Source organism: Kamptonema animale CS-326 (assembly GCF_028330895.1).
Classification (GTDB): Bacteria; Cyanobacteriota; Cyanobacteriia; order Cyanobacteriales; family Microcoleaceae; genus Kamptonema; species Kamptonema formosum.
In genome coordinates this window covers 14,266-35,680 of record NZ_JAQMUA010000457.1, presented here as the reverse complement: position 1 = coordinate 35,680, position 21,415 = coordinate 14,266, and the positions used below count along the sequence as shown (strand labels likewise).

The 21,415-nt window shown below is 45.8% G+C and carries 20 protein-coding genes and 1 tRNA gene; 7 read left to right on the top strand and 14 right to left on the bottom strand.

The window, feature by feature from the left end; translation table 11 throughout:
• Together PN499_RS26995 and PN499_RS26990 are read right to left on the bottom strand one after the other, a co-directional pair.
• A partial coding sequence (locus PN499_RS26995) for an efflux RND transporter permease subunit (protein WP_272036375.1) occupies nt 1–1,750 on the bottom strand: 1,750 nt, incomplete at its 3' end.
• A gap of 235 nt (nt 1,751–1,985) precedes the next feature.
• Nucleotides 1,986–2,588: a thioredoxin family protein gene (locus PN499_RS26990; protein WP_272036373.1), complete on the bottom strand. Its 603-nt coding sequence runs from the start codon at nt 2,586–2,588 to the stop codon at nt 1,986–1,988.
• A 227-nt stretch (nt 2,589–2,815) separates the two neighbouring features.
• Here PN499_RS26990 and PN499_RS26985 point away from each other — a divergent pair, with 227 nt between their 5' ends.
• Together PN499_RS26985 and PN499_RS26980 are read left to right on the top strand one after the other, a co-directional pair.
• Nucleotides 2,816–3,220, top strand: coding sequence for an NIL domain-containing protein (locus tag PN499_RS26985; protein WP_007357668.1), 405 nt, complete (start codon nt 2,816–2,818; stop codon nt 3,218–3,220).
• 26 nt (nt 3,221–3,246) lie between these two features.
• Nucleotides 3,247–3,663, top strand: a complete 417-nt coding sequence (locus PN499_RS26980; RefSeq protein WP_272036371.1) for a hypothetical protein — start codon at nt 3,247–3,249, stop codon at nt 3,661–3,663.
• A 568-nt stretch (nt 3,664–4,231) separates the two neighbouring features.
• On the opposite strand, the gene PN499_RS26975 is transcribed toward PN499_RS26980, so the two are convergent.
• From PN499_RS26975 to PN499_RS26950, 6 genes are all read right to left on the bottom strand, one after another.
• Nucleotides 4,232–4,771: a shikimate kinase gene (locus PN499_RS26975; RefSeq protein WP_272036369.1), complete on the bottom strand. Its 540-nt coding sequence runs from the start codon at nt 4,769–4,771 to the stop codon at nt 4,232–4,234.
• A 141-nt stretch (nt 4,772–4,912) separates the two neighbouring features.
• Nucleotides 4,913–5,875, bottom strand: a complete 963-nt coding sequence (locus tag PN499_RS26970; RefSeq protein WP_272036367.1) for a LapA family protein — start codon at nt 5,873–5,875, stop codon at nt 4,913–4,915.
• 381 nt (nt 5,876–6,256) lie between these two features.
• Entirely contained in the window at nt 6,257–6,871 is a 615-nt protein-coding gene (locus tag PN499_RS26965) for a flavin prenyltransferase UbiX (RefSeq protein WP_272036365.1), read from the bottom strand.
• A gap of 207 nt (nt 6,872–7,078) precedes the next feature.
• On the bottom strand, nt 7,079–9,427 hold the full coding sequence (locus tag PN499_RS26960; protein WP_272036363.1) for a ribonuclease R family protein: 2,349 nt from the start codon (nt 9,425–9,427) through the stop codon (nt 7,079–7,081).
• A gap of 983 nt (nt 9,428–10,410) precedes the next feature.
• Nucleotides 10,411–10,572: a hypothetical protein gene (locus PN499_RS26955; protein ID WP_272036361.1), complete on the bottom strand. Its 162-nt coding sequence runs from the start codon at nt 10,570–10,572 to the stop codon at nt 10,411–10,413.
• 714 nt (nt 10,573–11,286) lie between these two features.
• Nucleotides 11,287–11,358: transfer RNA gene (locus PN499_RS26950), tRNA-Cys, on the bottom strand.
• A gap of 267 nt (nt 11,359–11,625) precedes the next feature.
• Between PN499_RS26950 and PN499_RS26945 the strand changes: the two genes are divergently transcribed.
• Complete coding sequence (locus tag PN499_RS26945) at nt 11,626–12,879, top strand: protein kinase domain-containing protein (RefSeq protein ID WP_272036358.1); 1,254 nt, start codon at nt 11,626–11,628, stop codon at nt 12,877–12,879.
• A gap of 96 nt (nt 12,880–12,975) precedes the next feature.
• Here PN499_RS26945 and PN499_RS26940 read toward each other — a convergent pair whose 3' ends face one another.
• Together PN499_RS26940 and PN499_RS26935 are read right to left on the bottom strand one after the other, a co-directional pair.
• Nucleotides 12,976–13,194, bottom strand: coding sequence for a DUF4327 family protein (locus PN499_RS26940; protein ID WP_019487428.1), 219 nt, complete (start codon nt 13,192–13,194; stop codon nt 12,976–12,978).
• 318 nt (nt 13,195–13,512) lie between these two features.
• Entirely contained in the window at nt 13,513–14,052 is a 540-nt protein-coding gene (locus PN499_RS26935; RefSeq protein WP_272036356.1) for a hypothetical protein, read from the bottom strand.
• Between the two features lie 98 nt (nt 14,053–14,150).
• On the opposite strand from PN499_RS26935, the gene PN499_RS26930 reads away from it, so the two are divergent.
• The gene (locus PN499_RS26930) at nt 14,151–15,140 is read left to right on the top strand and encodes an aspartate carbamoyltransferase catalytic subunit (protein ID WP_272036354.1); all 990 of its coding nucleotides are present in this window, start codon (nt 14,151–14,153) and stop codon (nt 15,138–15,140) included.
• Nucleotides 15,141–15,360: 220 nt separating this feature from the next.
• On the opposite strand, the gene PN499_RS26925 is transcribed toward PN499_RS26930, so the two are convergent.
• Together PN499_RS26925 and PN499_RS29780 are read right to left on the bottom strand one after the other, a co-directional pair.
• The gene (locus PN499_RS26925) at nt 15,361–16,422 is read right to left on the bottom strand and encodes an NAD(P)-dependent alcohol dehydrogenase (RefSeq protein WP_272036352.1); all 1,062 of its coding nucleotides are present in this window, start codon (nt 16,420–16,422) and stop codon (nt 15,361–15,363) included.
• A gap of 12 nt (nt 16,423–16,434) precedes the next feature.
• The gene (locus tag PN499_RS29780; protein ID WP_465249976.1) at nt 16,435–16,845 is read right to left on the bottom strand and encodes a (R)-mandelonitrile lyase; all 411 of its coding nucleotides are present in this window, start codon (nt 16,843–16,845) and stop codon (nt 16,435–16,437) included.
• Between the two features lie 304 nt (nt 16,846–17,149).
• On the opposite strand from PN499_RS29780, the gene PN499_RS26915 reads away from it, so the two are divergent.
• Entirely contained in the window at nt 17,150–18,127 is a 978-nt protein-coding gene (locus tag PN499_RS26915) for an AraC family transcriptional regulator (protein WP_272036348.1), read from the top strand.
• A gap of 107 nt (nt 18,128–18,234) precedes the next feature.
• Here PN499_RS26915 and PN499_RS26910 read toward each other — a convergent pair whose 3' ends face one another.
• Both PN499_RS26910 and PN499_RS26905 read right to left on the bottom strand, forming a co-directional pair.
• The gene (locus PN499_RS26910; RefSeq protein WP_272036346.1) at nt 18,235–19,002 is read right to left on the bottom strand and encodes a Uma2 family endonuclease; all 768 of its coding nucleotides are present in this window, start codon (nt 19,000–19,002) and stop codon (nt 18,235–18,237) included.
• A gap of 194 nt (nt 19,003–19,196) precedes the next feature.
• Entirely contained in the window at nt 19,197–19,601 is a 405-nt protein-coding gene (locus PN499_RS26905) for an SH3 domain-containing protein (protein ID WP_272036344.1), read from the bottom strand.
• Between the two features lie 330 nt (nt 19,602–19,931).
• Here PN499_RS26905 and PN499_RS26900 point away from each other — a divergent pair, with 330 nt between their 5' ends.
• A complete protein-coding gene (locus PN499_RS26900) occupies nt 19,932–20,417 on the top strand; it encodes a molybdenum cofactor biosynthesis protein MoaE (RefSeq protein ID WP_007356256.1) in 486 nt (161 codons plus the stop codon).
• 231 nt (nt 20,418–20,648) lie between these two features.
• Nucleotides 20,649–21,308 carry a sigma-70 family RNA polymerase sigma factor gene (locus PN499_RS26895; RefSeq protein ID WP_007356257.1) on the top strand — a complete coding sequence of 220 codons (660 nt, stop codon included), beginning with the start codon at nt 20,649–20,651 and terminating at the stop codon, nt 21,306–21,308.
• The last annotated feature ends 107 nt before the right edge of the window (nt 21,309–21,415 follow it).

Genomic DNA, 21,415 nt, shown 5'->3' with positions numbered 1-21,415 from the left:
CTTGACCAGTATTAATTCTGGGTAAAATTTCTTGGGGAATTTGACCAACCATCTGCAAACTACTGAAACCCAAAATAACAATAGCAAGTACAATTATTATTAACCGCCACCGCAGAATTGCTCCTAAAAATCTGCCGTAGCCTAATGTAGCGCTGTGGAAGGCTCGATTAAATGCCCGCAAGGCCCAAAATTTGCCCACACCGCTTGAAACTCTCACAGCTAATAGCCGAGAAGTCATCATCGGGACAATGGTTAAACCGACAATTAAAGAAGCAGCTACGGCGAAAGTAATTGTCAGAATTAACTCGTTGAAAAGTAAGGAGATAAAGCCGCCTACTAGCAAAAATGGGAGTACCGCAACTAAGTTGGTAGCAGTAGAGGCAAATAAAGCTGATTCTAGTTCTTGACTACTTTTTTCGGCTGCATCAAGGATGCTTGTTCTTTTGCCGTTAGTTGTTTTGCTTTTGTTTTTATTAACTCCCTCAACTATATTTTCTAACATCACAATTGAGTTGTCTACGACAATCCCAACACCCAAGGCTAAACCGCCTAAACTGAAGATGTTAATAGACAGATGAAACAGTCCCATCAAAATAATAGCCGTGAGTGTGGCTAGGGGAATTGCCAGGACAATAATTAGGGTCTGTCGTAGAGAACCCAGGAAAAGTAACACGGCAATACCAGCTAAGGCAGATCCGCTTAAACCTGAAAACAATACATTGGAAATAGAATCCCGGATGAATTTTGATTCATCAAGGGTGGTTGTAATCGCCATGTCCGGGGTAATTATCCCCGACTTTCTCAACTCTTCGAGGCGCTTTTTAATACCATCTACAACTGTGATGGTATTGGCATCTGGCTGCTTCTGAATGCTGATTTTTACTGCGGGTTTCTGATTGAGAAATACTTTAACTCGTTCTTCTTCAGTACCATCTATGACTTCGGCAAAGTCGCGGATATAAACTCGTTTGGGGGGATTAGAACCTGCGATTTGGAAGGAAAGATCGCGGATTTCGCTGGCATTTTGAAAGCGCCCTATTGTCCGCGTTAAGGGTTCGCCGGATTCTTGTTGTAGTCTACCGCCGGAGGTGTCTTGGTTGCGGTCTTCGAGGGTGGAGAGTACGTCAGAAACGTTGACTCCCAAGGCTTGCAGGCGATTTAAGTCGAGGTTAACTTGGATTTCTTCTTGTACGCCGCCGGAAACGTCAACGGCGGCTAAGCCTGGTATGACGTTGAGTTCGCGCGCGAGTTCTTCGTCAGCAAATACGCGCAAATCGACTCCCCGCAAGGAGTCTGAGGTGAGGCCAAATTCGTAAACTGGCTGCTGGGAGGGGTCAACTTTAAATAATCTGGGGGCTTCAACTGTATCTGGAAGTTGGTTGCGGATGCGGTTGACGGCGGCGGTTGCGTCGTTGAGGGCTTGGTCGATGTTTCCTCCTGGTTTGAAGAATAAATCGACGCTAACTTGGCCTTCGCGGGTACGGGAGAAGACTTGGGTGACTCCTTCGGTGGCTGAGAGTCCTTGTTCTAGGGGGCGGGTGATTTCGTCAACTGCTACTTCTGGGGAGATTCCGGGGGCCTCAAGGCGCACGCCGATGCGGGGATAGGTGATGGAGGGGAGGAGATCGACGGGGAGTTGAGTGATGTAAAATAGGCCCACAATTGCGATCGCGAGGGTGAGCATGATTGTCCCGATGTGGCGGCGAATTGCGATCGCGCTGATGCTTAGTCCAGTTTTGTCAGTCGCCATCTGTCAAAATTCCTCAGTGATTGTTGACTTTTCACTACGATTAAATAACTTAACCATTTTGGATGTAGTGAGGTTTTAGCGATCGCACCCCAACTACATACTCCAGATTAAATTATTTAATTTTATCAACCGCCTGGACGGTTAGGAGGTTATTGCTGAAACTCTTGGTGTTATTGCATTTTCCGTCTTCCGCCTTCCGTCTTCGCTCTTCCTTCAGATATATTAATACTTAATCTTACTGAACTTGGCTGCCGTGCGATCGCGGATCTGCTGTGCTAGCTTTGGAAGGAGTTACTGGTGGTTTAAAACTGGAAACTTGACCTGTAGCTTCCGCGTAGGGTAAGGCTTTACCAGCAATTAAAGCTTCTAAATTTGATTCCATTATATTGCGTGGGGCTTCGCCTATAGTCTGAGCGATCGCATCTCCTTTATCGCTCAAAAATACAAAGTGGGGAATGCCATCCACTCTGTATTTGAGCACCTCTGGCAACCATTTGTTATTATCTACATTCAACATCGCAAAATTTATGCGATCGCTGTATTTTTCCTTAACTTCGCTCATATCTTTTGCCATCGCCTGACAGCTACCACACCAATTGGCATAAAATTCTACCAGAGTCGGCTTACCGTTGCTAACAGCAACTTCTAGCGGTGTCGATGCTTCTGCCATCTCCGTTAGAGCATTTGATGGTGTTTCGATTTGCAGTCCCAAGAACAGGGAAATCCCCAATGCGATCGCTGCCAAAATAATCAATAAGTTTCTCAGCCGTTTTGCTGTGTTCGATTCCAACTTCTGACTTGCAGCCGTAGGGGTTGATTCTTGTGAATTAGGACTCATTGAAGTATTGCAATTTTAATTGTGCTTTTTTTAACAGTAATAGAGATTGCTTAAGTTGATTAAGTTTCTCATTTAAGAGTGTACCATAATTTGGGGACAAATTGTACCTCAGCAACAAACAATAGAAAAACCTCTGGATTGCCATATTAATTAAGTTCCGATCCAGTCGGAAATGCGGTAAAACAGAAGTAGAGACAGATTAATTGTGAATATAGAGGACATAGAGCGTGAAAAAACGGGTAACGCTGACCTTTCCCCAACGCTCAATCCGTATGCCCGTCACCTATCGACTGGCAAAGGATTTTAATGTAGCTGCCAATATTATCCGAGCTCAGGTAGCCCCAAATCAAATAGGCAAACTCGTACTAGAGTTGGCGGGAGATATCGACCAGTTAGACGCAGCCATAGACTGGATGCGATCGCAGAATATTACCGTATCCCTCGCCAGTCGAGAGATACTAATTGACGAAGACATCTGCGTACACTGTGGGCTCTGTACCGGCGTTTGTCCCACAGAAGCCTTGACCTTAGACAAAGAAACATTTAAACTAACCTTTACGCGATCGCGCTGTATCGTTTGCGAACAGTGCATTCCTACCTGTCCTGTTCAGGCTATTTCCACCAACCTTTAGAGGTTAATCTTGGTGACTCAAAAGCCGTGAAGAAACTTCCTTGGAGTTCTCTAGCAATACTTTTCGTTACTTATAGCACCTTTGGCTGGAATCTATCCAAATCTGATACTCACCTAACAGTTTGGTTTTTAGCTGTAGTTGCCATCTTCCTGTTATGTGGGGTATTAACTGCTCCCCTAAACCATATGAAAAGATTAATATTTAGATGGTTTAGAACTGATGTCGGAGCTTTTATTTCCATCATTACTACTGCTTTTTTTGCAGTGGTAGTTGTCGCCTGGCTGCACCTTTTTGCCACCGGTTTAATCCTACTTTCCGCAGGATCTCTAGCCAGACTCGATATTCAGACATCAGGTTTTCAAAAGTGGCAGGCTTTCTGGATTTTGACAGTTGTTTCTCTTGCTGGATTCGGATTTGGAGGGGCAGCAAAGCTCTACTTTTAAAAGAGTTGATGGCTAATGGCTAATTGGTAATTGCTAATTGGTAATTGCTAATGGCTAATGGCTAATGGCTAATTGAAGAGAAATTAATTATCATGGGAATCCTGAAAAGTTCTGCAAGAGTGATAATAGAAAAAAAGCAGCCTGCGAAGCTGCTAACAAAAATTGCATGAGGTATTACTAACAAGCTATAGCAAGTGTAGTTTTGTAAAGGCTGCGTTACATTTTTTGATACGCTGCAATCTGTTTGAATGGACACTCTGAAAATCGTCACAATGAGCGATCGTATTCATGGTAGATTTGCCGAGAATTAAAGAAGCGTTTAACTGTCCTTGCGCCCTACAGCCTTTCAGCAGTGGGGCACTTTTGTTGGGAAGGGTAGGGGAGCGGGGGGAGATGGGGGAGATGGGGGAGATGAGGGAGATGGGGAGGATGAGGAGAATTTTGCTTTTCTTGTGCGTTAGCATTCAGCTAACGTCTTGAACCTCTCCTAGAACACTAAATCCTTTTGCCTTCCCAGTCGCCTCTGCGCCTCTGCTCCTCTGCCCCCCATCTCCCCCGCTCCCACCTCCTAATCCTCAGTCCCCTTTTTAACCACTTTTTGCAATTCTTCAATTACGCGCATTCCCACAGCTTCAGGTGTTTCGCTCCCTACAGCAACTCGGACATCTGCTTGGGCGTAGAAACGCTGCCTCTGGTTAAGGATATTTTGCAGTATCGCTCTGGGTTCCCCCTCGCGCAGGAGAGGCCGAGAATTATCCTCTCGCAAGCGATCGCAAAGTTCTTCCACAGGTACATCCAGCCATACCACAATCCCGTGATGAAGATAGCTCCAGTTCATCTGCCGCAAGACAATGCCGCCGCCCGTTGCTACGATTAGCTTTTTATAAGCCGAAAGTTCCCCAAGCACTTGACTTTCTAACTGGCGAAATGCTTCTTCTCCATCTCTAGCAAAAATTTCACTAATAGATAGATTAGCTGCTTTTGAAATTACATCATCAGTATCAAAAAAATGATAGCCTAGCTCCGATGCCAACCACCGCCCTACTGTTGTTTTCCCTGCACCCATCATACCGACGAGATAGAGATTTACTCCTCTTAATAAATCCATTGCCAATTCCTTCACTATTTTCCTAATCTTCGATCGGATTTACTCACAGTTTACGTAACGCCGCCATCTTGGCGGTTATTTTACCGCCAAGATGGCAGCGTTACTAATGGTTTTGCATCAGTTATACAATCTTTAATCGAATTAACTGCGATCGCGCTTACGCAAATCCAAAGAGCGATCGTCACCAAACTCGTCATCTTCTCCCAAACCCCAATCCTCATCATCATCATTATTCGTTGACTTTTCCCAATCATCACTCTGAGATGGCGGCGTATAAGGTGGCGGCGTATAAGGCGGTGGCGTATAAGGCGGTGTAATCAGGCGAAAATCGGCATCGTAGACGGATTCAGTTTTACCCACCCCTGTATTTCTAGGTTCACGATAACCATAAGAATAAACAGAACCAGACCATGATTGACTTTTCGGTTCTTGCGGGGATTCGTAATTAATCGGTTTTTGCTGTATATCCTCATTCTTAGATAAGGGTTGCTGCTCTTCCTCATCTCCCCAATCATCATCACCACTTTGACTGCTAAGGCCATCGCCAACCTCCACCCAATCATCATCAATGTCTTCATTTGGACTTATAACCTCTACATTTTCCCTACCACCATCGCTCTTTTGGCTGCTAAATGAGCCCGCCCCTGCATTAAAATTAGACGAGAAAACTTGAGACACTTCCTGCACAAATGTCTGTACATTGTACTTGCTTGGGGTTGCATTCTCACTCCTCTGGGAATAACTTACCTCAGTTTCCTTAGTTTGCCAATTAGCAACAGAAGGATCTAAATCAGGCTTTCTGGGAGAAGGTGGAGGCGTTACTGGATTGGTACCGCCAGAGAAACTATCGGGACTTCTACGGCCTGCATTCCGAGTCCGCCATTCTTTTTCAGCTAAATAATTGGAGAAGGTCAACAAACCAGAAATCAAAAATGATGTGGTTACTCCCGCTGCTAGACTAATCAGAATCCAGATTGATAGGGGTAGAGTTTGCGATCGCACCCCTAGAAAGACCAGCGATAACGAAAACGACGCATTTTGCAGGATAAAAAGCGTCAGACCTCCAATAATTACTAAAAATAGTACAAGCCGCGCGATAGACATTTTTTTTCTAATTGGTAATTGGTAATTGGTAATTGGTAATTGGTAATTGGTAATTGGTAAAAAACTTTATATCTGTCACACTTGTTGTTACCTAACAACAACTACTAAGCTGTTACACACCTAAATTGTAATAGTAATAAGTAGTTGGATATAAATAAACACTTCTATAACTTGTAAGGTGGGCGCTTGTCTCTCTCAATAATTAAAAATGTAAAATTAAAAATTCAATTAATTTCCTTTTTAATTTTCAACTTTTAATTTTTAATTGAATTTAGCTATTAGTTACAAGCTTTTTTTGCGACGAGTACTCATCCTACGTTTAATTGTATCCTAAGAACCAACAGTTAACAGTTAACAGTTAACAGTTAACTATTAACCATTTTAATCTTGTTTCCACCGTTTGATGGGAACGCAGTCAATATCCAACTGATCTAAGGCACGAGCTACCACAAAATCCACCAAATCTTCAATTGTCTGAGGATTATGATACCAAGCAGGAACCGCTGGAACAATTCTAACTCCCACTTCTGCCAAAGCCGTCAAATTTCGGAGGTGAATTAAACTCAAAGGCGTTTCGCGAGGTACTAGCACCAATTTTCGCCCCTCCTTAAGTTGTACATCTGCCGCTCTTTCCAGCAAATCTGAACTCAACCCAGCCGCTAATTTTCCCACCGTACTCATACTACACGGTATCACAATCATTCCTAAAGTGGGAAACGAACCACTTGCAATATTAGCTCCTATATCTTGCCAAGGATGACAGTGGAGTTTTCCTCCTTTTTCTTCTCCAGCTTGCTCGCGCCAAAATTCCTCCTGAAGAGATGTTTCTGCGGGCATTCGGATGTTCTGTTCGCTTTGCCAAACCATATAAGTAGATTTAGAAGCAACCAGTTCAACTGAGAAATCAGCTTGCAATAAAAACTTTAAAGTTCGCACTGCATAGATTAAACCTGATGCACCAGTTACTCCTACGATTAGAGGTTTATTATTAGTCATCTGTTAGTTGTTATACAGGAGACAGGAGGTTTTTCGCAATCGATTGTGTCCAGCGCCGCCTTGGCAGTTGCTATATCTGTCATTGCGAGCTCCGCGAGGCAATCATTAAGACTTTGGGATTGCTTCGCGGAGCTCGCAATGACAAAGTGACTAACTAGCAATTAGCAATTAGCAATTACCAATTAGCAATTAGCAATTAGCAATTCCTTAATCATCGCTGTCATAAAAAGCCTCACTACCGCCGCCAACTGCTACTAAATCAATTTGCTGGCGATAATAATCAACACTCTTGACCTGAACTTCCACGCGATCGCCTAAGCGGTATTGATTGCGATTTTTGCGACCTACGAGAGTCTGCTGGCGCGATCGATACTCATACCAATCGTCCTTAAGCGAAGAAACATGAACCAGTCCCTCTACTCGTAGAGTTTCCTCATCTACTACAATCTCGATTTCCACAAAGAAACCGTAAGATTGTACGCCAGTAATCAAACCTTGGAAAGTTTGACCAGTGCGTTCCTTCATCAATCCAGTTTTATTGAGTCCCTCCAAATCATTTTCTGCATCTTGGGCCACTCTTTCGCGTTCGCTTAAATGCACGACTACTGAGGCAAATTGAGCTTCAAACTCGTGATGAACTTCGGGGGGTAAAACATTCCAATTAATTTGACCAGCGCAAGAGGAGTGATGTAAATTCACTCTTTCCTTAGCGCGAGTAGTACGGCGATCGCGTCCTTGTTCAAAGACGGCCTGTAACACTCGCAAATTTAACAAATCCGCATAGCGGGATAGTGGCGAGGCGCAATGAGCGTAACCATCAGTTAGCGCTAAACCAAAATGAGGTTTGGGTGCAGTGCTATAAACCGCTGGTTTCAAAGTATCTTCCAATAAATATGAAAGCACTCTCTCGGCCTTCGATCGCGCAAACTGATCGCTAAATCGCTGAAAGTCTAGGGGTTGCACTTCCTCTTCGTTTTCCATATACAAATCGCAGCCCAAATTGCTCGAAAGCTTCACCAATTCCAGTACATCGGCGGGGTCTGGAGTTGGCTGGACGCGATAAATTCCGGGTACTCCCAAAGCTTGTAAATGGGTGGCAACGGCTTGATTTGCTAGTACAACTAACTGAGCTACCACAGACTGAATGGGGGTAGCATTATTCACAGTAAAAGCTCCTAATTCTCCCTCATCGTCATAGTGGCAAGTGGTATCCGGCAGGTTTAATTCAAAGGCTCCTCGGTTTCTCCGCTGAGATTTGGTGGCATTGCTGGCGGCTGCGAGTTCGTTGAGGAAAGGTTGCAATACGAAACATTCAGGATGAATGGATTCATCGGGTGCAGAGTCGAGAATTGTTTGAGCTTCCCTGTAAGTGAGGCGGGAGTCAACTTGAATAACGCTGGGTTGAATTTCATACTCCACTAGCTCCCCCGAGCGATCGAGGGTGAGTAATATGCTCACAGCTAGGCGTTCTTGCTCAGGTAGCAAAGAGCAGCGATCGCTCGATATTCCCGTTGGTAACATTGGCACAACCATTTTAGCTAGATGTACTGAGTTACCCCGCTTGCGAGCTTCGCGATCGATTGGTGAGTCGGGACGCACGTACTCAGTTGCATCAGCGATGTGAACTCCTACTCGCCACTGGCCGGACTTAGTAGCTTCGAGAGTAAAAGCGTGTTCGATACAGTTTTGAACAGTAGAGGGAGTATTTGGCTGCTCTGAATTTTGAGTTTCAGCTTCTGAGTCAAAGCTCAAAATTGAGAACTCAGAACTGGCAAAACTAACTGTTAATAAGCCGCGTAAATCTAACCGCTTTTTGAGTTCGGTTTTTTTCAGCTTAGTAGGCAAAGTTTCAACTGCTCTAAACACGACAGCGGGGAAAGAGCGAGGTAGGTCGTGTTTGCAGCAAACTATATCGAGATCGTCGGCGGCTTCAGCGTCAGAACCTAGTACCTGAACGACTTTGCCAACTGGTCGATGGCTACCTAGAGGGTAGCGCAGGACTTCCACATGAACTAGATGATCGATCGCTTCTTGGAGGTTAACGCCATTAGCTAAGAGTTCGAGTTCAAATAGCAGGCGATCGTCTAAGGGAACTGCTCTGTAACCGATACGTCCGGTGGGGCTGCTGGTTTGCTTGACTCGCGCTAATACCGAAGGGTTGGCGCGTTCTAAAATTAACTGTACTTCTCCTTCTGGGGAGCGCCGACGACTACCTTCTTTGATGATTTTTACTAAGACGCGATCGCCATTCCAAGCAGTTGACAGGTGGCTTTCTCGGACGTAAACATCCTCTGAACCTTCGGTATCCTGAATGGCAAAACAAAATCCTTTGCTGGAACACCGAAGTTTTGCTTCTACTACGTCTTCTTCCACCAATCGACGATATCGGCCTTTGTCTTTGACTAAAATGCCAATTTTCTCTAAGGCATCTAAAGCGATCTGAAGTTTTGCTTGACTCGTCAAATCGTTACAGTCGAGTTTTTTCTCCAGAGCTTTCGGGGCAACTAATTTGTCATCTGTGAAATTTGCCAGCAGTGCAGCGATAGAAAATTCCATGTAGCGCTTAATCCTTTTTGTCTGAATTTGGCGATTTCGACCGCGCAATCCCCTGCCAGCTTCAGTTCCCTTGACTATTAACTGTTAACGGTTAACTGTTAACTGTTAACCGTTAACTTGACGCTTAGGCTCATGCACAGGAGGTGGGGGAGGATGGGAGGGATGGGGAGGGGGGAGATGGGGAGGATAGGGAGGATGGGGGAGAATTTCTACTCTTCAAACTCGAAACTTATGCACAGCGAAGCGTTGCGAGGAACGAAGCTTGCTGTAGCAATCTCTCAAAACTCCCATATCTCCATGATCTCCCCTATCTCCCCATCTCCTCCATCTTCCCATTTCCCCATGTTCTCTCGGACTTAGAGCAATTTGTGAACAGAGTAAGTGCAGGTACGCAAAGCCTCTACCTTTACTACTTTTACCTAATTGCTATGCCATTTCCGAGCTTTGTAGAAATGACGCTCGATGCCTATTAGCTTAAAACGCGGGGTGCGGGGTGGGAGTTGAGTGGGGTGAAGGTCGCGCGGATGATTAACCTTTAATTTTATTGTATGTTCACTGTAGCAACTTAGTTTACTAAATTTATAAAGCCTCTGTGAGCATCGGGGGATGGGAAGGCGGCAAGTAATTTTTTGAATGGCAGTTTCAGCAAATGGGTCATAGCACGCGATCGCTTTGCCTGGGTTAAAGGTTGGCGATCGTGTATAATCCTTTGTAGACAGGGGTTATAGGTATTAAGTCTTAGAGAGCAAGAAGGCAAAACCGTTGTGCGTTTTAAAGGTGCGATCGCGTCAGCGCTAAGGCTAAAAGTTGATGTACCTTGATTAAACTAAGGTGGGGAAGCGTGCGATCGCTCTTTTTCCGGTTGCTGGGAAATCGCTACTTCTGGATTTGGGAACTGGCTAAAATTAATTTAACAGTAAGAGCAAGTCGGCTTTTTGCATCTTTCTGAGTATGTCGCATTATTCTAGCAGCGATCGCTACTCTCACTCAAAATGATTAATATTCAAAAATAAGCTGTGAATATGTGAATGGGGACGTAACAAATTGGCGACTAAAAAGCCATGATTTGGCTGAATTTGATTGCCACCAAAATACCAACGTTCTACCGTTCTATTTGTCTCAATCAACACCTTAATAATCGCCAATAATCGCCGTTAATGGTTTGATTACTCTCTAAGGTCTTAGTAATTAAACTAAATCCTCCCGCACCAAAACATAGTTAAAATCTGCACATTCAGGACAGACTAAATGAAAAAAAATGAATTTGCTTATAACTTTTTTTGCGAAAATAGCAGGGAATCGGTTTATTAAAATGTGGCAATAAGACGCAAAATTTAGCGGTTTATTAACAGGAATATATAATAATATTTTCCCTTGACAATCTCCGCTATTTGTTTCAGTTAAAAATTTTCAAAAGTTGATGCTTTTTATCAGCCTAACTGGCAATTTTACGACCTTCTTTATTTATAAATTTTTGCGATCAAACTTTTAAGGCGATCGTGTTCGCCAATTATCGTCAATTCTTGGAAATTTGCTGTAACACAGCAAGGCAGATTTCTAGTTTTTTTGCTTGAATATCCCGCGTTGCTGATTGACGGTATGAATCAACTTTTATCGGAAGTTACAAAACTCACTATACTTGGCTTATAGCAATTCCAAAATCTTGAATTCATACCTTTCATACCTATATTCAGCAATGCCGAATATCCATATTAACCACCTGTTAGCTACCTGAGTAGGAATAGATTAAAAAACAGAATATCACCCCTAAACGGGGTAGAGACTAGAAGGACTTGAACCTTCAACTTCTTCAATGAAATAGAAACCCTTTTCCATTGAGCTATAGTTCCCAAGATATGCAAGACTAGGAGAATTTGAATCCCCAACCCTAGAAATTGTGATTCCACGCTCTTCCCTTGAGCTACAGCCTCCCTTGGGTGGGAAAGGGGAGACTGGAACTCTCATTCTCGGCAGTGATAGCGCAGCGCTCTTCCAATTGAGCTACAATTCCCAATTAAGCTAGCATTCCCAACTATGCTATTAACTATCAACTAACAAATTATATCTATAGCAACCGCTTAGGCGTTTAGGACACTCTAAATTGCTAAAACTCTTAATTCTCTTCCCTTCTTTCCCTAGCCCCTAGCCTCTAGTCCCTAGTCCCTTCTTCCCCTAGCCCCTAGCCCCTAGCTATAAATGTGTTGACTCTCACTCTCTTAGACCCCCAAAAACAGACTCCTCTGCAACGCTGGATCTTTGATAGCGAGTCAATCATTCGCATTGGCCGCTCTCCAGAAAATCACGTTATTATTGTCGATTCCCTAGTCTCCCGGCAACACCTAGAGTTACGAAAAATTAATAACTCAGCATCTAACAGCACTTGGTTGCTCGTTAATCAGGGTACAAATGGGACTTTTGTCAATGGTGTTTTGATGTCTCAGGGTGTTGTCTCGGACAGTTCCCTGATCCAGCTAGCACGAGGCGGGCCCATCCTGAAATTCCAGGTAAGCTCAGATATATGGGCTAATTTGCCCCATTCTCCCTCCCCAATTCCCACTCCTGGGCCCCTCCCTACTTGCAATCATGTTGGCAACCCGCCAGGGAGTTTATTCTGCATCCATTGTGGCAAACCAATTAGCGTGGAACGCACGATTCGCCAATATCAAGTGTTGCGAACTTTAGGCCAAGGGGGAATGGGGACTACAACTTTAGCCTGGGATAGCCAGAAGGCGCGATCGCAACAGCCCGGAATTCCCCCCGCCGCATCTTTGGTAGTCCTTAAGGAAATGAATGCGGATATGGCCCAAATCGCCAAAGCTCAAGAACTTTTTGAAAGGGAGGCCCGTACCCTTAAAGCGCTACACCATCCAGGTATTCCTCAGTTTTTTGACTTTTTTGTGGAAGGGGGGAAGAAATATCTGGCGATGGAGATGCTTCACGGTCAAGATTTAGAAAAACGGATTTATCAGCGGGGGCCGGTTACTCCGCAACAGGCTATCGAGTGGATGATTCAAACCTGCGAAGTGTTGGACTACATTCACTCGCAACAGCCCCCGATCGTTCATCGAGACATTAAGCCTGCTAATTTGCTGGTACGCCACCGCGACAATGGGATCGCGGTAATCGATTTTGGGGCCGTCAAAGAAATAGGGACACCCCCTGGTACCCGGATTGGCGTTGAGGGCTACACTGCCCCGGAACAGGATCGGGGTCAGCCGCTAAGTCAATCCGATTTGTATGCTATTGGCCCAACGCTGATTTTTTTGCTAACGGGGGAAAGTCCCCAAAAGTTTTACGGCAAGAGAGGTCGAGATTTTGGGTTCAACGTGGAAAGGGTGCCCACGATCGCGCCGAAATTGCGGACTGTGATTTCGCGGACAACGGAACCTAAACCAGGCGATCGCTATCCCACAGCTAAAAAACTAGCCGAAGCCTTAGCAGCTTGCCTCTAGCCAAAAGTACACTGAAACCCTTTTTAGTTAAAAGAGTTACCCAAAACTCAAAACCGCATAGCGTTGCGAGGCACGAAGCAATCTCTCAAAACTTTTCTAGTCCTCATCCCAACCTTCGACAACTAGCAACTCGCTAACGGGGTCTTGCATGGAAAAATCAAACTCTTGGAGTTGTTGTTTCCAGTACGGCCACTCGTCTCCGTACAGTAAAGCGATTTTCCACAGACTATCTGTCGGTTTGATGATGTTGGATTTCACAAGTGATTGCACCTGACGTTGAAATTTGACCATCGGGTGTATAACCTGCTGGCTCATAATACCTCTTGAATTGTTTAAATCCTCTCGAATTAAGACTTTCCTGCTCTCACTTTTTGCCTATGTGTAGATTTTTGTTGGAAAGTCACCATCTAACCTTTTAGCGCACTATCGTTACTTTTGACAAGTAGGTATAAGCAAGACTGAAGATTTAAGGCTAAGTTGAAAGAATTAATCATGGAGTTGACGGCTTCAGGCTGTTATAGCTACTCGGCGAATGTCAAGGAACCAGGAAGAAGTTAAATCTTGAGAGTGGGCTATACCACACTTTAGGCCTCAATGACGAAAAATATAGCAATTGTGGCCGCGATCGCCACACTAGAGCCAAATTTCTTTACCTTCCTCTGTAAAGCGCACATTTTTAATCTTCCACCCCCGGTTTGCCATGAGGGTTTGGCGCAAGCCGCCAAACAAGGCTAACTGTTCGCAGTTGGAAAGAGAGGTTAATCGGCGTTTGGAGTTGGGAGGAATACGCAAATCTATTATAGCTAAACTCTTCTGCCGATCGAGAATTACCCGATAACTCAACTCAAAGTCTGTGGTGTACTGTTGTTCTAACACTTGTGCCACTGTTGCCTCAAGGGAGTGTTCTACCGGAACGTTGACATCTTCAGGAATCAAAGCTTGGCACTGACTGTCTACTCCATAAATGGTGACTGTCTCCGTATCAGGCCCTACGGGAGCCTCAACTGCTGGCAGTATTGGGGGATAGATAGTTTCAGGCTGTGGCGTGGCTGGGGGTGATGGTATCGGGGGAATCGACTCTCCCAGCTCAGGGGGTAGCGGAGTGCAACTATTTAAGCTAAATATAATCAGGCTGGCAGCAAAGGCCGCCTGATATTGCTGGATACTGTTCATCGATCGACCACCAAACTCTTTATATGAATTTCGGTGAGGTTTTTAACAGCTCCGCAGGAAACAGTAGTCAATCTAAAATCTAAAATCTAAAATCTAAAATGGCTATGGTTTGGACTCGCCGCCACATTCTCTCTCTTGCTGATTTTACTCGCGGTGAATACGACGCGGTACTGCAAACTGCTGGGAGTTTTCGAGAAGTGCTTGGTCGCCGCACCAAGAAGGTGCCGGCTCTACAAGGTCAAGTGGTGGCTAATTTATTTTTTGAGCCTTCTACTCGGACTCGTAATAGTTTTGAGTTGGCGGCGAAGCGGTTGTCGGCAGATACGCTGAATTTTACGCCGGGAAGTTCTTCTCTGACGAAGGGGGAGACTATTTTAGATACGGCGAAGACTTATTTGGCAATGGGAACGGATATGATGGTAATTCGCCACGAGCAGGCTGGAGTACCGATGGCGATCGCGCAGGAAATGGATCGTTTGGGTTCAAAGGTAAGCGTCCTTAATGCCGGAGATGGTCAGCACGAACATCCTTCTCAAGGTTTGTTAGATTTATTTACTATCTGTTCGCTCTTAGACCCCGAACACCCTCGCCTAGAAAATTTAGCTGGTAAAAAAATTGCTATTGTTGGTGATATTCTGCATTCGCGAGTAGCTCGGTCTAATATTTGGAGTTTAACTGCAACCGGGGCTGAAGTTCATTTGGCGGGGCCACCTACTTTGTTGCCGTTATTATTTGCTGAGTGTGGCAATGGTAGGGAAGGAAATTTATTTTTACATTGGCAAGTTGAACCTGCTTTACAAGATGCTGATTTTGTGATGGCCTTGCGGTTGCAAAAAGAAAGGATGGGTCAGTATTTGTTGCCGAGTTTGCGAGAATATCATCAGTTGTTTGGGATTACGCGCGATCGCCTTAAGCTCTGCAAACCCAATGTTAAAGTTTTACATCCAGGCCCAGTTAACCGAGGTGTAGAAATTAGTTCTGACTTGATGGATGATGCCGAATTTAGTTTAATTTCCCAACAAGTTACCAGTGGTGTTGCTGTCAGGATGGCTTTGCTCTATCTGATGGGGGGTGGTAAGCTTAATTGACACTGTTGGCGAATTCAGCAAAAATCTATGTGAGGTTAGCCAGTTTAGGAATAATAGCGATCAACTGACTAACTTCCTTGAGAGAACATCTTCTTCGCTAGTAATATCATGTCAAGCGCGATCGCCCATGATGACGCTCCTTTCGTACCAATACTTCCATAGGTTTTTATTCATGGTAATCGACCGGACATAATATTACTCCTTCTAGGGGCTGCCTCAGTTATTCAGATTTAAGGGATGCCATATCGATACAGAAGCGGTACTTCACATCGGACTTGAGCAGTCGCTCGTAGGCTTCGTTGACCTTCTGGATAGGAATGACTTCGACATCGGCGGTGATGTTATGTTCGCCACAAAAGTCCAGCATCTCCTGGGTTTCGGCGATGCCGCCGATGTTAGAGCCGGAGAGACTGCGGCGGGCCATGATGAGGCTGAATGCCGAGACATCCAGAGGCTTCTCAGGTGCGCCGACAAGGGTGATGTTACCGTCGAGGCGGAGCAGGTTGAGATAGGCATTGATGTCGTGCTTGGCGGAGACGGTATCGAGGATGAAATCGAAGCTGCCAGCGTGCTTCTGCATTTCGTCGGTGTTGCGGGAGACAACAACTTCGTCGGCACCGAGGCGGAGCGCATCTTCCTTCTTGTCCGGCGAGGTGGTGAAGACGACGACGTGGGCACCGAACGCATGGGCGAACTTCACGCCCATGTGGCCCAGACCGCCAAGACCGACCACGCCAACCTTCTTGCCCTTGGTGACTCCCCAGTGGCGCAGGGGCGAATAGGTTGTGATCCCGGCACAAAGGAGTGGTGCAACTCCAGCGAGATCGAGGTTGGTGGGAACTCGCAGAACGAAGCGTTCATCGACGACGATGCTATCGGAGTAGCCACCATAGGTGACTGGAGCAGTCTTGTGCTTGTCCGTGGAGTTGTAGGTGAGAGTCAGGTTTGGGCAGAACTGCTCGAGACCAGCTTTGCAATGGGGGCAAGTACCGTCCGAGTCAACCATGCAGCCGACGGCGGCGAGATCGCCGGCCTTGTACTTGGTAACTGCCGAGCCGACTTTGGTGACGCGACCGACCATCTCATGACCGGGGACAATTGGGTAGACTGTGGACACGACACTGCTCCATTCGTTACGCACCGAATGGAGGTCGGAGTGGCAGATGCCGCAGAAAAGGATTTCGATCTGTACGTCGCGATCGGTTGGATCGCGCCGCGCGATCGTGTCGGAGGCTAGCGGTGATGTTGCACTGGCTGCGGAATAAGCTTTCGTGTTGTACATAAATTGATGCCTCTATTGGTTTACGTTTGGTGTTTGGTATTGTTCATCGCTGACCTGCTCCATCCAGTCCACGGTCTTGCCGTCGAGCTTTTCCTGAATGGCAATGTGTGTCATGGCTGTGGTTGGTGTAGCACCATGCCAATGCTTCTCACCTGGCGAGAACCAGATTACGTCCCCTGGTCGAATTTGCTCGATCGCACCGCCCCAGCGCTGTGCAAGACCGCAACTAGCCGTCACGATTAGGGTCTGTCCCAATGGGTGGTTATGCCATGCTGTCCGAGCGCTGGGCTCGAACGTGACACTGGCACCAAGTGTGCGTGCTGGATCGTGTGCCTCGAACAGGGGGTCAATACGGACAGTGCCGGTAAAATATTCACTCAGTCCTTTGGCGGAAGGCTGTGAGCCACTTCGTTTAATGTCCATTTCTTAATTCCTTCACTTGATGCAATTTCGGTGGCTAGCCCAATCTTAGAGAGCGATCGCTTATCGTTTCCTCTATTAATAGGGATGGGATTTTTTAAGAAGCAAGGTTAGCCTTGACACCATTTGGTTGTCATTAGGCGCATCTCTTACCCAATCAAAAGTGAGTTCTCTCTTAAATAAAAATCCAAGATGCTTACAAGAAGCTGGAATCGTTTTTCATTGCTTTAGCTTCATTTTAGGAATCCTCAAGGTTAAGCGATAGAACGATCGTCTAAGATAGTTGTACAATCCTGCAAACTTAGAAATGAACGCTGCCAAAACGAGTGAAAAGTCCGATATCCCTTTAATGAATGACCAAGAGGCAAAGCGCGAGGCAGACAGAGCACAAGCCAACCGAGGCGAACTGACTGAGCGGATTGCACGGGCTATTCGTCAGGATGGGACGATTGAGCCGCTGAAGGGATTGCACTTCAACCGCTCCTCCTCACCTTCGGAATGCGTTCATAGTGTCTCTATCCCTGCTTTTTGTGCGATCGCTCAAGGCAGCAAAGAAGTGCTTCTGGGGAGCGATCGCTATCAGTACGACCCGATGAATTATCTGCTGGCTACGGTAGAACTGCCGATTGTCAGCCAAATTCTGGAAGCGTCCAAGGCGCAACCGTACCTTAGTCTTCGCCTCGATCTCGACCCTACCCTCGTTGGCTCAGTGATGGTCGAGGCAGGCCATCCCTCATCCCGCAGCCGTGCTGATGTGAAAGCGATCGACGTAAGTCCGTTGGATGCCAATCTGTTAGACGCTGTGGTGCGGCTTGTCAGGCTTCTAGATTCCCCTGCTGAAGCTCATATTCTCGCACCACTGATTAAGCGGGAAATTATTTACCGACTCCTGATGGGCGAGCAAGGTAGTCGGCTCCGTTATATTGCAGTTCTGGGTGGCTATACTTACCACATTGCCAGAGCTGTCGAGCGACTTCGTAAAGACTTTAACCAGCCGCTTCGCATTGAAAACATCGCACGAGAGCTGGGAATGAGTGTATCGGGCTTTCACCATCACTTCAAGTCTGTCACTGCAATGAGTCCCTTGCAGTTCCAGAAGCAACTGCGGCTCCAAGAGGCTCGCCGTCTGATGCTGGGGGAAAACCTTGACGCTACCAGTGCTGCCTACCGAGTGGGGTACGACGATGCCTCGCACTTCAACCGGGAATATAAGCGGCTTTTTGGTGCGCCACCGATGCGGGATGTGGAGCGGCTGCGAGAAGCTGCTAGGGAGACTGCTAGTTGAGCGATATGATATCTCCTCAAGATACTGATTTATAGATAATTTTGGCTCTTACGGTGTAATACATGGAAAGTGTCTTAATTAATAAAGACGCGATCGCGCATCAGCTTTCAATCTGGCAAATCGGGATCGATTCCCAATTCACGTAACTTTGCTGCTAATCGTTCAGCCCTTTGGTGTTCCTGTTCAGCCCTTTGGCGTTCCTGTTCAGCCCTTTGGCGTTCCTGTTCTGCTTGTTCTGAACTCCATAGCAGCAAATTACCTGAGTTATCCCACCAGCGCAGCCAGTTCATGGTTTGTCCCAACCGTTGCCCCGACCAAATTCCCAGCTCTAATTCCAGTTGTGGAATCCACACCCGCCCCTGTGCATTTGCTGGATGTAAAACATATCGTCCATCTTGCAAATAACGCACTTCTAAATTAACTTCGTAGGGGTCATAAGTGACATAAGTAGGCACGTGAAGAATCTGTTCGTAAAAGTGGAGTTTGCCATAGGGGGGAGTCGATCGAATTGATAGTTCGCCTCCATCTGCTTCTGAGAGAAACTCCATCACGATCGCGACATTAGCACCATCAGTATTAGGAGTATAACTACGACGAATGACTCCCGCTGCTAAAGGATGCACTTGAGGTACATAAAACCAGTCTGGTGCTTTGACTACAATCTTTTTATTGACAGTAGCAACTAGCCCCAAATTAGAGGCAATTAGCATTTCTGGCTGGATATATCCTGCGGCTCCCAGTGCATCGGTGAGAGCAGCCGCGAGAGAAGGTTGTTGAATATTCTCCACAGGATCGTCTGGTAATACGAAGTTGGCTGGTAAGGGTTCCCAGGTGACAGTTGGTTTGGCTTTGATAGATGGGGTTTCAAGTACCATTATATTAACCCTCAACCAATAAATTTTGTGCAAATTTATATAGTATAGCAACCGCCAAGACCATTAGGATATTCTCTTTGCCTTCTTCCCTTCTTCCCTAGCCCTGAGTCCTAGTCCCTAGTCTGCTAGTTATTGCACAAAAAAAAGCCCACTGGTTGGGCTTAGCAAAGTTCAACTAATTCCGCTCCTTCAATTTACGAATGATAGTAATGCTTGCATTTGTGGCTGTGGGAATGGGAAGAAGCGTGACCGTAGCCTAGCCATTGGGAAGCTACCCAGCCACCGCCTTTGATCTGAGCCCACCCGTTCTTATAATGACCCGTGAGCTTGACATGACTACCATTGTGTAACTTGGAGTGTACGCAATAAGCAATGCCAGGCCCACAACGGACATTTAGCCGACCGCCATTGGTGCGGACATAGGCGGCGTATGCGTCACTAGGTACGGTTAAGACAGATAGAGCAACTGCAATACCTGCAAGACCCATCCATGCAGAACTGGGAATATTTAAGCCTAGTTGCTCAAGGGATCTCAGCTTAAGTTCTGGGCCGGGGTTTTCGTAGGTAACGTAGGAATGAGTAAATGCTAGTGTTTCCATAATTTCCTGATTTAATGTCAGATTGGTCTGGCTAAACTCAGGCAAAAATTCCGAATTTCAGAAGAATTACTCATGGGTCGGAAAACACATCAGTAACCCTGGTTATTTTCTATTTTTGTGGAAGTTTGGGGAATTTTACCGAGTTATAGCCCATACCATAGCACTTAGCTTGTTTTTCGCAAAGAAAAATCTAATAAAATTTACAAATCCTAGAAGTAAGATCGCAACATCTGTAACTGAAGCTTATCACTGGTGCTGAGTTAGAGTTATGGATAGGCGATCGCTGAAAATAGATTCAATATTCAGTTGCATCACAACTATTATTAGCCCATGAATACCCTCACAATTTCCCTCAACACTCTTTCAGACAATCATCCTAAAGATAGTTTTGCCATTACTTTTGCTCCACTATCAGTTGCAGAAATATACACTTTAGCCGATGACGCAGCTAATGGTGCTGTGGTAATGATGAGTGGTACTGTACGCAATCAAACTGATGGTCAACCTGTAGTAGCTCTGGAATATCAAGCCTACGAACCGATGGCTGTCCGAGTATTCCGGCAGATCGCAACCGAGATTCGCCGTCAGTGGCCAGATGTTAATCGAGTAGTAATTCACCACCGCGTTGGGCGATTGGAGATTGGGGAAATCAGTGTTTTAGTTGCTGTTGGTTGTCCCCACCGTTCAGAAGCATTTGCAGCTTGCCAGTACGGGATGGACACTTTGAAACACAATGCTCCGATCTGGAAGAAAGAATTTTCTACTGATGGTTCTAGTAGTTGGGTCAGCATAGGAGCGTGCGAAGCTAATTGTTAAGTTTTAGTGTGAAATTCAGCTATTTAGACAAAAGAGCTTTTAACATAATAATGCTAAAAGCTGCGGGTACTCCCTTTACCTTAAGTAAGTGATGCTGTGTAGATATTTTTGAAAGTCCGGTTTGTTCCGGTTGCCCAAAAAATATCCTGAAAATGTACCAAAAATTAGGGAACTCACGCATTCAAGGGCGCGTCATTAAAAGCGGAAAGTTTGACACAGCGAATTCCGCCCATGAGTCATTTTATTTCTGTCCCCTGGTCTACGGTTGAGGCGACCGTTCCTCAAGTGCAATTGCCAGCCGAAAAACTTTCTAACTACGACTTAGTGTTGCGATGCCAAGAAGGGTTGCGCCCCGATCGCGCTGCCTTTTCCGAACTGCTGCGTCGCTATCAGTCCCACGTCGATCGGGTTCTATATCACTTGGCACCGGACTGGCAAGATCGGGCAGACTTGGCTCAGGAGGTCTGGATTCGAGTCTACCGGAATATTAAGCGCTTGCAAGAGCCTGCTAAATTCCGAGGCTGGCTCAGCCGCATCGCGACAAACTTGTTTTATGATGAGTTGCGAAAACGCAAGCGGGTTCGTCCCCCCATGTCTCTAGATGCTCCCCGCTTTCTAGAAGATGGAGAGATAGATTGGGAAATTGCTGCTGACTCTCCTGGGCCTGATGAAGATTTGACGACGAGGGAGTTTTACGATCAGCTACACGAAGCGATCGCAGATCTACCAGAAGTATTCCGCACGACTATTGTTCTTAGGGAAATCGAAGGGTTAGCCTATGAAGAAATAGCCGAAATAACTGGTGTTTCCCTGGGAACTGTAAAGTCCAGAATTGCTCGTGCTCGCCAGAGACTCCAGCAACAATTGCAAAAGTATCTGGATGGTCGGTAGTTTAGCTTTTTGAGACGGTAGTGTGAGGTTTTGGTAAAGTTTTCCTTTGACTCCAAACTTCTCTTTTAAGATCGTAAATAAAGGATATTTTGCTGAGTAACCAGCGC

Coding starts and splice junctions, on each gene's coding strand:
- PN499_RS26895 (WP_007356257.1), top strand. CDS start 20,649: ATGAGTCATTTTATTTCTGTCCCCTGGTCTACGGTTGAGGCGACCGTT.
- PN499_RS26960 (WP_272036363.1), bottom strand. CDS start 9,427: ATGGAATTTTCTATCGCTGCACTGCTGGCAAATTTCACAGATGACAAA.
- PN499_RS26925 (WP_272036352.1), bottom strand. CDS start 16,422: ATGTACAACACGAAAGCTTATTCCGCAGCCAGTGCAACATCACCGCTA.
- PN499_RS26975 (WP_272036369.1), bottom strand. CDS start 4,771: ATGGATTTATTAAGAGGAGTAAATCTCTATCTCGTCGGTATGATGGGT.
- PN499_RS26905 (WP_272036344.1), bottom strand. CDS start 19,601: ATGGAAACACTAGCATTTACTCATTCCTACGTTACCTACGAAAACCCC.
- PN499_RS26900 (WP_007356256.1), top strand. CDS start 19,932: ATGAATACCCTCACAATTTCCCTCAACACTCTTTCAGACAATCATCCT.
- PN499_RS26940 (WP_019487428.1), bottom strand. CDS start 13,194: ATGAGCCAGCAGGTTATACACCCGATGGTCAAATTTCAACGTCAGGTG.
- PN499_RS26910 (WP_272036346.1), bottom strand. CDS start 19,002: ATGGTACTTGAAACCCCATCTATCAAAGCCAAACCAACTGTCACCTGG.
- PN499_RS26930 (WP_272036354.1), top strand. CDS start 14,151: ATGGCTATGGTTTGGACTCGCCGCCACATTCTCTCTCTTGCTGATTTT.
- PN499_RS26965 (WP_272036365.1), bottom strand. CDS start 6,871: ATGACTAATAATAAACCTCTAATCGTAGGAGTAACTGGTGCATCAGGT.
- PN499_RS26935 (WP_272036356.1), bottom strand. CDS start 14,052: ATGAACAGTATCCAGCAATATCAGGCGGCCTTTGCTGCCAGCCTGATT.
- PN499_RS26915 (WP_272036348.1), top strand. CDS start 17,150: ATGAACGCTGCCAAAACGAGTGAAAAGTCCGATATCCCTTTAATGAAT.
- PN499_RS26970 (WP_272036367.1), bottom strand. CDS start 5,875: ATGTCTATCGCGCGGCTTGTACTATTTTTAGTAATTATTGGAGGTCTG.
- PN499_RS29780 (WP_465249976.1), bottom strand. CDS start 16,845: ATGGACATTAAACGAAGTGGCTCACAGCCTTCCGCCAAAGGACTGAGT.
- PN499_RS26990 (WP_272036373.1), bottom strand. CDS start 2,588: ATGAGTCCTAATTCACAAGAATCAACCCCTACGGCTGCAAGTCAGAAG.